Raw genomic sequence first — 14759 nt, forward strand, 5'->3', positions numbered from 1 at the left:
CCAAGTGATCCTTGCATCATCCTGCAGCATCGTCCTGACGCGGTTCCTCAGCCTTCCTGACCCGCCGACAGTCCTGTGCCGGCTCTCAATCTCCGTCCTGGAGGTGTCCCTGGTTTCTATCCTGAAACATCCTGGGCATCTCCTGACGCCATCCTTCGCTCTGCCTGAGCGCATCCCTTTCTTCTTCCTGAAGCTGCATCATCCTGATGCTTTCCTGCTCCGCCGGTTCCGTTCCGGTAAAGATAAGATCGCTTAAATTCCCCGGAATCACAAGGGTTTGGGAGGTGTCTCACACTAAATTAAGACTAAGAGTTATCCTAAAGAAATTCTAACCAATTGATCTGGATAACAATAATCTCATAGGCTAGATAAAGGTGGGAAAAATTAAGAGCGATATCTCACAGCCCGTGTGAGAGATCTCTCACACGGGCGACGGCGAATCCGCCGCGCTTCAGTCCAGCATAGGGCGCAGCGCATCGAGGAAATTCCCGAGCGTCGCCGCCAACAAGGTGCGCTTATCGCTGCCGAATTGCTCCAGCACCACGTTGCCGCTGACGTTGCACAGCGACACCATCGTCATCTCGGATTCGGTGGTCGCCAGGAAGAGAGTCGGTGACAGTTTGAGGCGCTTTTGCGTCACCAGATGGCCGATCAGGTTCTCCTGCAGGCGGATAAAATCCTCTTCACTCCAGACCTGCAGCAGGCTCAGGCAATGTTCCCCAAATTGCGCGCTCATGTCACCCGCGTATTGCTGCGTGTAGAAACGGTGCGCGTCCGGCTGCAAACGCAGCTCCAGCGCGGCCTCTACCTTCTCCAGCGTCGCCGCAGGTTCAAAAGGCTGCGGCAACCACAGCACGTCATCCTCGCGATTCTCCACGATGCAGGGCGACGGCACGCCGTACAGCGCCTCGCTGGCCGGCGCGTGGCCGCGCTCTTGCTGCCACAACTCGACATAGCGTTGAGTGAATTCACGCAGAGCGTGCGATACATCATGGTCCATATTCTTTCTCGCATACGTTAAACTGACGGCCATTGTACCTATCTCTGACCGAGGTGACAGCAGATGTCCTCATATCAAGACCACCAGGCCCTGTCAGGGCTGACGCTGGGCAAACCCACCGCCTACCGCGATCGCTACGACGCCACGCTGCTGCAGGCGGTGCCGCGCAGCATGAACCGCGAGCCGCTGGGGCTGTATCCCGACAACCTGCCCTTCCACGGCGCGGACATCTGGACGCTGTACGAACTCTCCTGGCTGAACGCCAACGGGCTGCCGCAGGTGGCGGTCGGCGAGATCAGCCTCAATGCCGACAGTCTGAACCTGATCGAATCGAAAAGCTTCAAGCTGTATCTCAACAGCTTCAACCAAACGCCGTTCGCCGATTGGGAAACGGTGCGCAGCACCCTGCAGCGCAATCTGTCCGCCTGCGCCCAGGGCGAAGTCAGCGTCACCCTGTTCAGCGTCGAGCAGTTGGAAGGCTTGCCGATCGCCCGTCTGGCCGGCGACTGCATCGACCAGCAGGATATCCGCATCGACAATTATGAGTTCAACGCCGACTACCTGTTAAACGCCGCCGGTGAAGAGGTAGTGGAAGAGCAATTGGTCAGCCACCTGCTGAAGTCCAACTGCCTGATCACCCATCAACCGGACTGGGGCTCGGTGCAGATAAGCTATCGCGGCGCCAAGATCGATCGCGAAGCGCTCCTGCGCTACCTGGTCTCCTTCCGCCACCACAACGAATTCCACGAACAGTGCGTCGAGCGCATCTTCAATGATTTGATGCGCTACTGCCGGCCGCAGAGCCTGACGGTTTACGCTCGCTACACCCGTCGCGGCGGGCTGGACATCAACCCGTGGCGCAGCAACGTCGCGTTCACTCCCGAGCACGGCCGCCTGGCGCGCCAATAAGTGCGAAACATTGCTCAACAACTGAGCTAACGAGCGGTTTGTGTTGGTAAAAGCGCAGGGACGGCGGTAAGGTTAAAACGAGGCTGCAGCCGGGCAGAACGCCCGTTGCACCGCAGCACGCCAACCATAACGAGATGCTGTTTTGCTGCGTATGGATTACTACCGCCCCGCACCGGGTGCAAAGGAGTTACCTTGATTACACACATCAGCCCGCTTGGCTCTATGGATTTATTGTCGCAGCTGGAAGTAGACATGCTGAAACGCACTGCCAGCAGCGACCTGTACCGCCTGTTCCGCAACTGTTCGCTGGCCGTGTTGAACTCCGGCAGCCAAACCGACAACAGCAAACAGCTGCTGTCGCGCTATGAAACCTTCGATATCAACGTGCTGCGCCGCGAGCGTGGCGTGAAACTGGAGCTGGTCAACCCGCCGGAAGAGGCGTTCGTCGACGGCCGCATCATCCGTTCATTGCAGGCCAACCTGTTCGCCGTGTTGCGCGACATCCTGTTCGTGCACGGCCAAATCGCCAGCGCCGGCCGTTTCCAGCATCTGAACCTGGAAAACTCGGCCCACATCACCAACCTGGTGTTCTCGATCCTGCGCAATGCACGCACGCTGCATCTGGATGAAGATCCCAACATGGTGGTGTGCTGGGGCGGCCACTCGATCAACGAGAACGAATACCTGTACGCGCGCAAGGTCGGCAGCCAGCTGGGCCTGCGCGAGCTGAACATCTGCACCGGCTGCGGGCCGGGCGCCATGGAAGCGCCGATGAAAGGCGCGGCGGTCGGTCACGCGCAGCAGCGTTACCGCAACAGCCGCTTCATCGGCATGACCGAACCGTCGATCATCGCCGCCGAGCCGCCTAACCCGCTGGTGAACGAGCTGGTGATCATGCCGGACATCGAAAAACGCCTGGAAGCCTTCGTGCGCATCGCGCACGGCATCATCATCTTCCCGGGCGGCGTCGGCACCGCCGAAGAGCTGCTGTACCTGCTGGGTATCCTGATGAACCCGGAGAACAGCGAGCAGGTGCTGCCGCTGATCCTGACCGGGCCAAAAGAGAGCGCCGATTACTTCCGCGTGCTGGACGAGTTCATCATGAACACGCTGGGCGACGCCGCGCGCCGTCACTACACTATCATCATCGACGATCCGGCGGAAGTGGCACGGCAGATGAAAAAAGCCATGCCGCTGGTGAAGGAAAACCGCCGCAACACCGGCGACGCCTACAGCTTCAACTGGTCGATCCGCATCGCGCCGGATCTGCAGCTGCCGTTCGAGCCGACCCACGAGAACATGGCGAACCTCAATCTGTATCCGAACCAGCCGCCGGAGCAATTGGCCGCCGCGCTGCGCCGCGCCTTCTCCGGCATCGTGGCCGGCAACGTGAAGGAAAACGGCATCCACGCCATTGAGCAGTTCGGCCCGTACAAGCTGCACGGCGAACCGCAGATGATGAAGCAGATGGACAGCCTGCTGCAGGGCTTTGTCGCTCAGCACCGCATGAAGCTGCCGGGCAGCGCCTATGTGCCCTGCTACGAAATCGTCGCCTGACCCTCAATCCCGGGCGGCGTAACGGCCGCCCTGTTTTTTCTGACCTTGCCGCCCATGATGATACACCTACTGATTGTCGACGCCCTGAACCTCATCCGCCGCATTCACGCCGTACAGGGCTCCCCTTGCGTCAACGCCTGTCGCCACGCGCTGCAGCAGTTGCTTCAGCACAGCCGCCCGACCCACGCGGTGGCGGTATTTGACGAGGACGACCGCAGCGAAAGCTGGCGCCACCAAATTCTGCCGGACTACAAGGCCGGGCGCTCGCCGATGCCGGAAAACCTGCAACAGGAGATGCCGCAGCTGCGTGAAGCCTTCGCCGAACTGGGCGTCGCCAGCTGGCATTCACCCGGCAACGAGGCAGACGATCTGGCGGCCACGCTGGCGGCGAAGGTCGCCGGCGGCGGCCACCAGGTGACCATCGTCTCCACCGACAAAGGCTATTGCCAGCTGCTGGCGCCGAACGTACAGATCCGCGATTACTTCCAGAAACGCTGGTTGGATATGCCTTTCGTGCAGCAGGAATTCGGCGTGCAGCCGCAGCAGTTACCGGACTACTGGGGGTTAGCGGGGATCGGCAGCAGCAAGATCCCCGGCGTGGCCGGCATCGGGCCGAAAACCGCCGTGCTGCTGTTGCAGCAGTCGGGCAGTCTGGACGGGATCTATCAGCACCTGGAGCAGGTGCCGGAGAAATGGCGCGGCAAGCTGGAGCAGCACCGCGAGCTGGCCTACGTCAGCAAACACGTCGCCACGCTGCGCACCGATCTGTCGCTGGACGGCAACCTGCAGCAGCTGCGACTGCCGATACAATAAGGGCGCTGCAAGCAGCGCCCTTCATCAGGTTTAACGCGATTAATCGCGCTCGTCGCGGCGACCCGGCACCGCCGACCACATGCGGCGCACGTGTACGGTGATCTCTTCGCGGTCGTGATACAGCTGTTTGGCGTGCACTTCGACGCTGATGCCGGCAGCGCCCAGCGCTTCGCGGATGCTCATCAGGTTTTGCGACACTTCCTCATAGCGCTTTTTCATCGGCAGCTTGAGGTTAAAGATCGCTTCGCGGCACCAACCTTTCACCAGCCACTGAATCATCAGGCTGGTCACTTTCGCCGGTTTCTCCACCATGTCGCACACCAGCCAGTAGATTTTGCTGCTGTTCGGCTCGAACTTGAAGCCGTCGGCGCGGTGGTGCGTCACCTGGCCGGTTTCCATCAGGCTCGGCGCCATCGGGCCGTTATCCACCGAATGCACCATCATGCTGCGTTTCACCAGCTGATAGGTCCAGCCGCCCGGGCAGGCGCCCAGATCGACCGCGTGCATGCCGCTGGCCAGGCGTTCGTCCCACTCGTCGGCGGGGATGAACACGTGGAACGCTTCTTCCAGCTTCAGCGTCGAACGGCTCGGCGCATCGGCTGGGAAGCGCAGACGCGGAATGCCCATGTAGAACGGCGAGTTGTTGTTGCTGTAGGAGTAACCGACGTAGCAGCAGCCCGGCGCGATGAAGAACACGTGCACCACCGGGCGAGTCGGGTTCTCGCGCGCCATCAGCACCTTCTGCTCGCGCATCGCGGCGCGCAGCGGCACCGTCAATTTGCGGCAGAATTTCATCAGCTCTTTGCTTTCGTTGGTGTCCGGCACTTCCACCCGCAGCTCGCCGCCGCGATCAACCACGCCGATCAGCATGCCAACGATCGGCGATACCCGATCCTCCGGTGGCAGATCGCGCAGCAGCTCACCTACCACGATCATCTGGCGGGCGAAAATCAGTTCGCGGAACGGAATCTCCCGCGCCAGGCGATCGGCATCGTCCGGCTGATAGCATTCGAACAGCACGTAACCGCTGTGCTCTTTTACTCGTGCAAAGCCGTAAATCTCCAGCTGGGCGGCTTTGTCGGTGATCTCTGCCGCACACTCTTTTTCAAAGCCTGGGCGGCAGTACAACGCAATCTTATTCATGGCGCTCGGCCTTTTTCCTCAGACGCAAAGCGCCAATCAACATCAATATCCAGCCGATCAGGAAGCACACGCCGCCAACCGGCGTGATATATACCCAGACCTTCAGGTGCGACAGCGCCAGGCAATAGAGGCTGCCGCTGAACAACACGGTGCCGAACGCCAACAGCGCTCCGCTCCAGTAAAACCACAGGCTCACGCGGCGCTGCATCGCGACCGCCAGCGCCAGGATGGCCAGGGTGTGGAACCCCTGATACTCCAGCCCGGTACGGATCCAGGCCATTTCATTGGCGCCGAGCGTACCGCTTAACACATGCGCGCCGAATGCGCCCAACGCGACAAACACAAAGCCGCTGATAGCGGCGAAAACCAGCATGGAACGGCTGCTCATCGTGATCTATCCCATTAAAAATTACCGGCCGCGGCAAGGCGGCGGCCGGCCTTATTGTTCGTAGCGGAAGCGGAACTTCTCTTGTTCGCTGGCGGCGCGCGCCAGGATCCACTGCCGGAAGGCGGCTATTTTACCCAGTTCTGCCTGGCTGTCATGACATACCAGATAAAAAGCGTTTTTACTGACCAGCACATCGTTGAACGGGCACACCAGGCGACCGGCTTCAATCTCGGTTTGCGCCATCACGTTGTTCACCAGCGCCACGCCCTGACCGTGCACTGCCGCCTGCACCACCATGGCGCTGTGGCTGAAGATCGGCCCCTGCTGCACGTTGATGTGCTGCAACCCCAGCTGGCGCGTATAGGCCAGCCAGTCGCGGCGTGAAACGTCATGCAGCAACGTATGATAAGCCAGATCCTCTGCGGTTTTCAGCGGATGATCGCCGGTCAGCAGGCTCGGCGAACACACCGGCAGCAAATATTCCGCATACAGGCGCTCGGCGCGCAGTCCCGGCCAGTTGCCGCGGCCGTAGAAAATCGCCACGTCGACGTCGTCCGCCAGCTTGTCCTCTTCGCGGTCCACCGCCTGGATGCGCACGTCGATGCCCGGATAAGCTGAGTTAAAGCCGGACAGCCGTGGCACCAGCCACTGAATGGCGAAGCTCGGCGGCAGACTGACGGTCAATGCCCCCTTGGCGCTACGCGCCTGCAGCTTGCGCGTCGCCTCGTTGATCGAAGAGAAAATCTCCTTGATATCGAGGTAGTAACTTTGGCCCTCTTCGGTCAGCAGCAGCGAGCGATTGCGCCGGCGAAACAGCTTCAGTCCGAGAAAGTCCTCCAGCGACTTGATCTGGTGGCTCACCGCGGCCTGGGTCACGAACAACTCTTCCGCCGCCTTGGTGAAACTCAGGTGGCGAGCGGCCGCATCGAACACGCGCAGCGCATTGAGGGGAGGTAAGCGTTTAGACATTAAATTAGCTACTTTTGTGTAACATTAATCCGAATGATTCGGCGCCGAAAATCGGGCGGCTTTGTGTGGCAAGCCATCGGTAAACGCTAACGGCGTATTGCCATTAGTTTTTTTAATCCGAGCCATTATAATTTGTCCGTTGAGGATGCGCCAGCAAATACCTATAGTGGCGGCACTTCCCGGGCCGGAACGAAAAGGGAGTGGGTGTCGAGGACGCCGATGAACTTTTGGCTTGTGGTTGTGATGTTGTGTTTGCAAATTGTCCGGCGATTCCGGACATGGTAGCTAGGCTACTGTTTTTTCACTTCCTGTACATTTACCCTGTCTGTCCATAGTGATTTTATGCAGCACCGCAAAACTTGCGGTGCTTTTTTTTGCCTGACGGTTACTGGTTGCTTTCAACCATCTCTTTCACATCGGCGCGGTTGATCTGCTGCTCGACGCCGTTAGCGTCTTTATAGCTGATCATGCCGGTATCGTTGTCCACTTTTGGCTTGCCGTCAGCGACAATGGTGCGTCCGTCATTGGTATGCATCACGTAGTTGCTGGAACAGGCGGCCAGGGTGAACGTAAGCATCAGGGCAGAGAGAACTGCGGCTGTTTTCTTCATTGAGGACTCCTTTTTAGTTTTAAATGCTGATAAATACCTTTTATGTGTATAGATGCGATTAATAAGCGCACATTTAATAGCATAACAAACTTTTCCAATTTTGCCAGGCGATAAGTCCTAATAGGCAGGATCGCTTGTCTCCGGCGGCAAAATAGGACAGGATCACCCATCGACTCAAGCCAGTGACAATCAGGGTATGACGCCTTTTAACCCCAGCCTTTTTCGCCAACAGTTTCCCGCGCTCGCGCAGGATGGTATCTATCTGGACAGCGCCGCCACCGCGTTGAAACCGCAGGCGGTCATCGACGCCACGCAGCAATTTTATCGCGATGACGCCGCCACCGTGCACCGCAGCCAGCATCGGGCGGCGCAGGATCTGACTGCCCGCTTCGAGCAGGCACGCGGCCAGGTGGCGAAATTGATCAATGCGCCGTCGGCCGACGACATCGTCTGGACGCGCGGCACCACCGAGGCGATCAACCTGGTGGCGCAGAGCTACCTGCGCCCGCGTCTGCTGCCGGGCGATGAAATCCTGGTGAGCGAAGCGGAACACCACGCTAACCTGATCCCCTGGCTGATGGTGGCGGAACAAACCGGCGCCCGGGTGGTGAAACTGCCCATCGGTGCCGATCGGTTGCCGGATTTGACGCAGCTGCCCGCCCTGCTCAACGACAAAACCCGCCTGTTGGCGCTGGGGCAAATGTCCAACGTCACCGGCGGCTGCCCGGATCTGGCACCGGCAATCGCCATGGCGCATGCCGCCGGCGCGTACGTGATGATTGACGGCGCTCAGGGCGTGGTTCACGGCCCGGCCGACGTACAGCGGCTCGACATCGATTTTTACGCCTTCTCCGGCCACAAGCTGTATGGCCCGACCGGCATCGGCGCGCTGTACGGCAAAGCCGAGCTGCTGGCGCAGATGGCACCCTGGCAAGGCGGCGGCAAGATGCTGACCCAGGCGTCGTTCGACGGTTTTACCCCACAAAAGCCACCGCACTGTTTCGAAGCCGGCACGCCAAACATCGCCGGCGTGCTGGGGTTGGCCGCAGCGCTCACCTGGCTCAGCGAACAGGACATGGCGGCGGCGGAGCGCTACAGCCGCGAGCTGGCTGACCGGGCGGAACAGCAGTTGGCGCAGCTGCCGGGCTTTCGCAGCTTCCGCAGTTCCGGTTCCAGCCTGCTGGCGTTCGATATCGCCGGCGTACACCACAGCGACATCGTCACGCTGCTGGCGGAGCAAGGCATTGCGCTGCGCGCCGGCCAGCACTGCGCGCAGCCGCTGATGGCGGCATTAGGCGTCAGCGGCACGCTGCGCGCGTCGTTCGCCCCCTACAATACACAACAGGATGTCGATACGCTGGTCAGCGCGTTGACTCACGCCCTCGATCTGCTGGCCGACTGACGTGATTTCCGGAGACACTATGCTCGCCCCCCATCCTTTTGGCCGAGAGATCACCGCCGAAGCCTTGATCGCTACCTTCAGCGCGCTGAAACAGTGGGAAGACCGCTACCGCCAGCTGATCATGCTCGCGAAACGGCTACCGCCGCTGCCGGAGGCCTTGCGCAGTGAAGAAATGGCGTTGAGCGGGTGTGAAAACCGTGTCTGGTTAGGGCACCAATTGCTGGAAGACGGCACGCTGCACTTCTATGGCGACAGCGAGGGCCGCATCGTGCGCGGCCTGCTGGCGGTGCTGCTGACCGAAGTGGAAGGAAAAACGCCGCAGCAGATCGCCGCATTGGATCCGCTGGCGCTGTTCGACCGTCTGGCATTGCGCGCGCAGCTGAGCGCCACCCGCGCCAGCGGCCTGGCGGCCTTGGGCTCCGCCGTCAAGGCGATCGCCGCCCGTTACGCCTGACGCGCCGCCTTCGCCACCATCTTTTTCAGCGCGTGCGATACGGCGACGAAACCGAAGGTGGCGGTAACCATGGTCGCCGCACCGAACCCCGCGCTGCAATCCATTCTTTTTGGCCCTTCCGCCGTGCTGCGCGAAGCGCACACCGAACCGTCCGGCTGCGGGTAAACCAGCGGTTCGCTGGAGAAGACGCAGTCGATGCCCAGCTTACCCTTACCGTTTTTCACCACGTTGAAATCGTGCTTCAACCGCTCGCGCAGCTTGGCGGCCAGCGGATCCTGGATGGTTTTGGCCAGATCGGCCACTTCGATTTTGGTCGGGTCGACCTGACCGCCGGCGCCGCCGGTGGTCACCACCGGGATCTTGAAGCGGCGGCAGTATGACAGCAACGCCGCCTTCGGCCGCACGCTGTCGATCGCGTCGATGACGTAGCTGAAGTTATGGTCCAGCAGCTCGGCGACGTTGTCCGGGGTGATGAAATCGTCGATGCAGGTCACCCGGCATTCCGGGTTGATCGCCAGGATACGCTCCGCCATCACCTCGGTTTTCGATTGCCCGACATGCTGGCGCAACGCGTGGATCTGGCGGTTGGTATTGGTAACGCAGACATCATCCATGTCGATCAGGGTGATGGCGCCGATGCCGGTGCGCGCCAGCGCCTCAGCCGCCCAGGAACCCACGCCGCCGATACCGATCACGCAGACGTGCGCCTGCGCGAACACCGCCAGCGCCTGCTGGCCGTACAATCGCGCCGTGCCGCCGAAACGCTGCAGATAGGCTTCCGAATAAGCTGTGCTCATAACGCTTTAATTACCTTCGTAATGCAAATGATAAGGGCCGGAAAATCCGGCCCTTGCGGGTCAATCTTTTCACGTCGTATGCGTTTACCGAGTGGCCAGCAACGAACCGCCGCCGTTTGACTGATTGGCGCTGAACAACTGACCGCCACCGTTGTTCTTCAGCACCCAGACGCGGCCATAGTGGTTGTAGTATCCCGCCGAGTGGCCGGCATCCGGCCCGATGCCCTGATACATGTCAAAATGCTGGCCCTTGATGGCCCCGCCCACGTCGAGTGCGACCATCAGACGCATCTCGTATTTTCCCGTGAATTTACCCTTGTTGTCCAGCAGCGGCACTTCGGCCAGCAGCGTAGTGCCCGCCGGGATCAGCGAACGGTCGGAGGCCACCGAGGCTTTGGCGATCAGCGGCACCGCACTGGCGCCCTTCACCGGCGCAAAAGCTTCCGGACGGAAAAACACGAACGACGGGTTCTGCTCCAGCAGCTCACGCACCTCTGCGGCGCTGTGGGTATCCGCCCACTGACGGATCGCCTGCATCGACATGTCCGCCTTGGCCACTTCACCGCGATCGATCAGCACCTTGCCGATGCTGCGATAGGCGTGGCCGTTCTTACCGCCGTAGCCGAAGAACACCAGCGGCTGGCCGTTGCCGTAGTCGACATAGCCACTGCCCTGGACTTCCATCATGAAGTTGTCCATCAGCGAGTTGGTGTAAGCGATGATATAGCGATCGTCAAGCGCGCCAGAATAGATGCCCGCGCGATCCGGCAAGCGGCCTCTGCCCTTCGGCGGCATGCGGTACAGCGGATAGCGGAACTCGCCCTGTTGGGTATAGCGCGCCTGCACCACCGGCGTATAGTAGCCGGTAAACTGCACGTTGCCGTAATTGTCGACACCTTCCATCTGGTAAGCGCTGAGGCCGTACTGGCTCAGCATGCGCGTGTCGGCGCCGGACGCCATCCAGCTTTGCACCGCCTGATAGGTGCTGTTGTTGCGGTTAAACAGCGAAGGCGACGCGTACTTGATCTCCATCAGCTGATCCGAATAATCCTTGGCGTTGACCGGCGAACCTTTGGCGTTGGGCTGATTGACCAGCTCCAGCGATTGATCCAGACGGCCGTCTTTATATTGCTGACCCCGATCGGTCGGCTTGGACGAACAGCCCGCCAACACCGCCACCAACAACCCGCCCAGCAGGTATTTGCCCCAACGTCCTTTCATCGCGCACACTCTCAAACTGATATGATCTACCGGCTGAACGATAACAAACGCTCATTGATAAAGGAATCGCTGCAAATAAAAAAAGCCGCACGGAGGATGGTGATGAAAAAGAAGGCAAATTGCGGGCAAATCCAGCAGAAAAACGGGTTTAGGCCAATAAAATGCAAAAAGGGTTTGCAACAAAACGCACGGAGAGTATAGTGCGCATCCATCGGACGCGGGGTGGAGCAGCCTGGTAGCTCGTCGGGCTCATAACCCGAAGGTCGTCGGTTCAAATCCGGCCCCCGCAACCAACCGATGCCGCATTGGCGGTATTTGCGTTTGGCTTCGATAACAAAGTATTATACGGACGCGGGGTGGAGCAGCCTGGTAGCTCGTCGGGCTCATAACCCGAAGGTCGTCGGTTCAAATCCGGCCCCCGCAACCAACCGAATGTCGTACCAGCGGCATAACATGAACGGTGGTTTCGTAGTAATACAGCATCAAGACGGACGCGGGGTGGAGCAGCCTGGTAGCTCGTCGGGCTCATAACCCGAAGGTCGTCGGTTCAAATCCGGCCTCCGCAACCAACTCTTGATGACAACAGATAAGCACCCTTCCGGGTGTTTTTTTGTATCTGCAATCCGCAAAAATAGCCGGACTCTCGCCCGGCCCTGCTTTTATCGGCTCGCCAGCGCGCCGCCGTTGGCGAAATAAGCCTTGATCCCCGCCAGAATCGACTCCGCCACCTGCTGCTGGAAATGGCTGGTGCGCAGCTTGCGCTCCTCTTCGATGTTGCTGATAAATGCCGTCTCTACCAGGATCGACGGGATATCCGGCGCCTTCAACACCGCAAAACCGGCCTGATCGACGCGATTCTTGTGCAACCGGTTGATTTTCCCCATCCGATTCAACACTTCCTTGCCGAACTTCAGGCTGTCGTTGATGGTCGCGGTCTGGATCAGATCGAACATGGTATGGTCGAGATAGCGGTCGCCGCTCTTGCTGACGCCGCCGATTTGGTCCGACGCGTTCTGCGTCTGCGCCAGGAACTTGGCCGCCGAGCTGGTGGCGCCTTTAGTGGACAACGCGAACACCGATGAACCGCGCGCGGCACGGCTGGTAAAGGCGTCGGCGTGAATCGAAACGAACAGATCGGCGCGCTGCTTGCGGGCCTTGGCGACACGCACCTTGAGCGGGATAAACACATCTTCGTTGCGCGTCATGAACACCTTCATGTTCGGCTCGCGCTTGATCATAGCGCTCAGCTTGCGGGCAATCTGCAGCACGATGTCTTTCTCGCGCGTCTTGTACTTGCCGATCGCGCCGGGATCTTCGCCGCCGTGGCCAGGATCCAGCATGATGACGATCGGCCGATCGCGCCCCGCTTTGCCGGCCTGCGGCGCTTCCGGTGGCAGCGTGCGCTCCAGATCGCCCTTGTTGTAATCTTCCAGTAACGCCAGTAGCGGATCATACTCCTCACCGCCGCTGCCGCCCTTGGTCGGGTAGAGATCCATCACCAGACGGTTGCGATACTCCGGCACCGGCGCCAGCGTGAAAATATGCGGGCTGACGCTCTGCTTGAGCTCCAGCACCAGCCGCACGGTATTCTGATCGAACTGGCCGACGCGCGCCTGCTTGAGATACGGATCGTCGGCACGCACCTGCCCGGCAATGCCTTTCAGCACGCTGTTGAGGTGTACGCCTTCGATATCCACCACCACGCGATCGGGATTGGTCAGGGCAAACTGCTTGTATTTCAGCTCGACGTTGGATTCCAGCGTGACGCGGGTATAAGTGGAGGATGGCCAGACGCGCACGGCAATCACGTGCGACGACGCGGCGAAGCCCGTACGACTCACACTCAGCAACCAGCTGGCGGCAACGCCCTGTAATAAACGACGGCGGCCCAGATTGTGATTAGCGTTTGGCATGCGGCTCCGGCAGTAATAGCTGTTTACAACAGATTAAAAAAACACCAATAAAATGGGGGTGCCGAAAAACTTTAACCAATCATGCCAGCCCTGTCATCAGAAAATCTTTTTATGGTTTTTCAATTTATTAACGATTTAGCACCCTTAGCTCGCTCTTCATGACGATTTCCCACTTGCCATTAGCGCCATAAAAGAATAAAAATACAAAAATATCGTATAAATATTCACAAGAGGTTTGCCCGTGAAGGAACGTAGTACAGAGCTGGTGCAAGGATTCCGTCACTCAGTCCCTTATATCAATGCCCACCGTGGCAAGACGTTTGTCATCATGCTCGGCGGGGAAGCCATCGAACACGAGAATTTCTCCAACATCGTCAACGATATCGGGCTGTTGCATAGTCTGGGCATCCGCCTGGTAGTGGTTTACGGCGCACGGCCGCAGATCGACGCCAACCTGGCGCAGCATAACTCTGAGCCGATCTACCACAAGCACACGCGCGTAACCGACGCCCATACGCTCGAACTGGTCAAGCAGGCCGCCGGTTTGTTGCAGCTGGACATCACCGCCCGCCTGTCGATGAGCCTCAACAACACGCCGCTGCAGGGCGCGCACATTAACGTGGTCAGCGGCAATTTCATCATCGCTCAGCCGCTGGGTATCGATGACGGCATCGACTATTGCCACAGCGGCCGCATTCGCCGCATCGATGAAGAAGCGATCCATCGCCAACTCGACAGCAACGCCATCGTGCTGATCGGTCCGGTCGCGGTCTCAGTCACCGGCGAGAGTTTCAACCTGACTTCGGAAGAAGTGGCCACCCAGTTGGCGATCAAACTGAAAGCGGAAAAAATGATCGGTTTCTGCTCCTCACAGGGCGTGACCGATGCAGAAGGCAATATCCTTTCCGAACTGTTCCCCAACGACGCGCAAAAGCGCCTTGAAGAACTGGAGGAAGGCGGCGATTACCATTCCGGCACCGTGCGCTTCCTGCGCGGCGCGGTGAAAGGCTGCCGCAGCGGCGTGCGCCGCAGCCACTTGATCAGCTATCAGGAGGATGGCGCGCTGGTGCAAGAGCTGTTCTCGCGCGACGGCATCGGCACCCAAATCGTGATGGAAAGCGCCGAGCAGGTGCGCCGGGCGACGATCAACGACATCGGCGGCATCCTGGAACTGATCCGGCCGCTCGAACAACAGGGTATTCTGGTGCGCCGTTCGCGTGAACAGCTGGAGATGGAGATCGACAAGTTCACCATTATCGAACGCGACAACCTGACCATCGCCTGTGCGGCGCTGTACCCGTTCCTGGAGGAAAAAATCGGTGAGATGGCCTGTGTCGCGGTACATCCCGATTACCGCAGTTCTTCGCGCGGCGAGATGCTGCTGCAGCGGGTAGAAAACCAGGCGCGGCAGATGGGGCTGAAGAAGCTGTTCGTGCTGACCACCCGTAGCATCCACTGGTTCCAGGAACGTGGCTTTACCCCGGCGGAGGTCGACGTGCTGCCGATGCAGAAACAGGCGTTGTACAACTACCAGCGCCGCTCCAAAATTCTGCTGGCGGATCTGTAATCACAGTGGGCGCGGC

General features: G+C 59.6%; 14 protein-coding genes and 3 tRNA genes. 9 read left to right on the forward strand and 8 right to left on the reverse strand.

What is annotated here, in order from left to right:
* Positions 1–451: 451 nt before the first annotated feature.
* Positions 452–1000 (reverse strand): SecY-interacting protein, encoded by a 549-nt coding sequence (syd, locus tag ACSJLU_RS19705; RefSeq protein WP_167324565.1) that lies wholly within the window; start codon positions 998–1000, stop codon positions 452–454.
* Between the two features lie 63 nt (positions 1001–1063).
* On the opposite strand from syd, the gene queF reads away from it, so the two are divergent.
* The 3 genes from queF (at position 1064) to xni (ending at position 4279) form a co-directional block, all read left to right on the forward strand.
* On the forward strand, positions 1064–1909 hold the full coding sequence (gene queF, locus ACSJLU_RS19710) for an NADPH-dependent 7-cyano-7-deazaguanine reductase QueF (protein WP_380827994.1): 846 nt from the start codon (positions 1064–1066) through the stop codon (positions 1907–1909).
* A gap of 192 nt (positions 1910–2101) precedes the next feature.
* Positions 2102–3466 (forward strand): nucleotide 5'-monophosphate nucleosidase PpnN, encoded by a 1365-nt coding sequence (ppnN, locus tag ACSJLU_RS19715; protein WP_019455737.1) that lies wholly within the window; start codon positions 2102–2104, stop codon positions 3464–3466.
* Positions 3467–3520: 54 nt separating this feature from the next.
* The gene (gene xni, locus ACSJLU_RS19720) at positions 3521–4279 is read left to right on the forward strand and encodes a flap endonuclease Xni (RefSeq protein WP_060660313.1); all 759 of its coding nucleotides are present in this window, start codon (positions 3521–3523) and stop codon (positions 4277–4279) included.
* A 39-nt stretch (positions 4280–4318) separates the two neighbouring features.
* On the opposite strand, the gene rlmM is transcribed toward xni, so the two are convergent.
* The 4 genes from rlmM to ACSJLU_RS19740 all read right to left on the reverse strand — a co-directional run bounded on the left by rlmM (position 4319) and on the right by ACSJLU_RS19740 (position 7389).
* Positions 4319–5422: a 23S rRNA (cytidine(2498)-2'-O)-methyltransferase RlmM gene (gene rlmM / locus ACSJLU_RS19725; RefSeq protein ID WP_019455735.1), complete on the reverse strand. Its 1104-nt coding sequence runs from the start codon at positions 5420–5422 to the stop codon at positions 4319–4321.
* Positions 5415–5810: a DUF423 domain-containing protein gene (locus ACSJLU_RS19730; RefSeq protein ID WP_004931896.1), complete on the reverse strand. Its 396-nt coding sequence runs from the start codon at positions 5808–5810 to the stop codon at positions 5415–5417. Before ACSJLU_RS19730 ends, rlmM begins: the two co-directional genes overlap by 8 nt.
* A 51-nt stretch (positions 5811–5861) precedes the next feature.
* Positions 5862–6779, reverse strand: a complete 918-nt coding sequence (locus ACSJLU_RS19735; RefSeq protein ID WP_025304049.1) for a transcriptional regulator GcvA — start codon at positions 6777–6779, stop codon at positions 5862–5864.
* Positions 6780–7164: 385 nt separating this feature from the next.
* On the reverse strand, positions 7165–7389 hold the full coding sequence (locus ACSJLU_RS19740) for a YgdI/YgdR family lipoprotein (RefSeq protein WP_025304050.1): 225 nt from the start codon (positions 7387–7389) through the stop codon (positions 7165–7167).
* Positions 7390–7585: 196 nt separating this feature from the next.
* Here ACSJLU_RS19740 and csdA point away from each other — a divergent pair, with 196 nt between their 5' ends.
* Entirely contained in the window at positions 7586–8791 is a 1206-nt protein-coding gene (gene csdA / locus ACSJLU_RS19745; protein WP_025304051.1) for a cysteine desulfurase CsdA, read from the forward strand.
* 19 nt (positions 8792–8810) lie between these two features.
* On the forward strand, positions 8811–9245 hold the full coding sequence (gene csdE / locus ACSJLU_RS19750) for a cysteine desulfurase sulfur acceptor subunit CsdE (RefSeq protein WP_049206161.1): 435 nt from the start codon (positions 8811–8813) through the stop codon (positions 9243–9245).
* On the opposite strand, the gene tcdA is transcribed toward csdE, so the two are convergent.
* Complete coding sequence (tcdA, locus tag ACSJLU_RS19755) at positions 9236–10042, reverse strand: tRNA cyclic N6-threonylcarbamoyladenosine(37) synthase TcdA (protein WP_025304053.1); 807 nt, start codon at positions 10040–10042, stop codon at positions 9236–9238. The genes csdE and tcdA overlap by 10 nt on opposite strands.
* Positions 10043–10126: 84 nt before the next feature.
* A complete protein-coding gene (gene mltA / locus ACSJLU_RS19760; protein ID WP_025304054.1) occupies positions 10127–11263 on the reverse strand; it encodes a murein transglycosylase A in 1137 nt (378 codons plus the stop codon).
* A 216-nt stretch (positions 11264–11479) separates the two neighbouring features.
* Here mltA and ACSJLU_RS19765 point away from each other — a divergent pair.
* The 3 genes from ACSJLU_RS19765 to ACSJLU_RS19775 all read left to right on the forward strand — a co-directional run bounded on the left by ACSJLU_RS19765 (position 11480) and on the right by ACSJLU_RS19775 (position 11832).
* A tRNA-Met gene (locus ACSJLU_RS19765) sits at positions 11480–11556 on the forward strand.
* A gap of 57 nt (positions 11557–11613) precedes the next feature.
* Positions 11614–11690, forward strand: a tRNA-Met gene (locus ACSJLU_RS19770).
* Positions 11691–11755: 65 nt separating this feature from the next.
* Positions 11756–11832 (forward strand) — tRNA-Met (locus tag ACSJLU_RS19775).
* Between the two features lie 90 nt (positions 11833–11922).
* On the opposite strand, the gene amiC is transcribed toward ACSJLU_RS19775, so the two are convergent.
* Entirely contained in the window at positions 11923–13176 is a 1254-nt protein-coding gene (amiC, locus tag ACSJLU_RS19780; RefSeq protein ID WP_004931882.1) for an N-acetylmuramoyl-L-alanine amidase AmiC, read from the reverse strand.
* Positions 13177–13417: 241 nt separating this feature from the next.
* Here amiC and argA point away from each other — a divergent pair, with 241 nt between their 5' ends.
* A complete protein-coding gene (argA, locus tag ACSJLU_RS19785) occupies positions 13418–14743 on the forward strand; it encodes an amino-acid N-acetyltransferase (protein WP_025304056.1) in 1326 nt (441 codons plus the stop codon).
* Positions 14744–14759 lie beyond the last annotated feature (16 nt).

It is taken from the genome of Serratia bockelmannii (assembly GCF_051803255.1).
Classification (GTDB): domain Bacteria; phylum Pseudomonadota; class Gammaproteobacteria; order Enterobacterales; family Enterobacteriaceae; genus Serratia; species Serratia bockelmannii.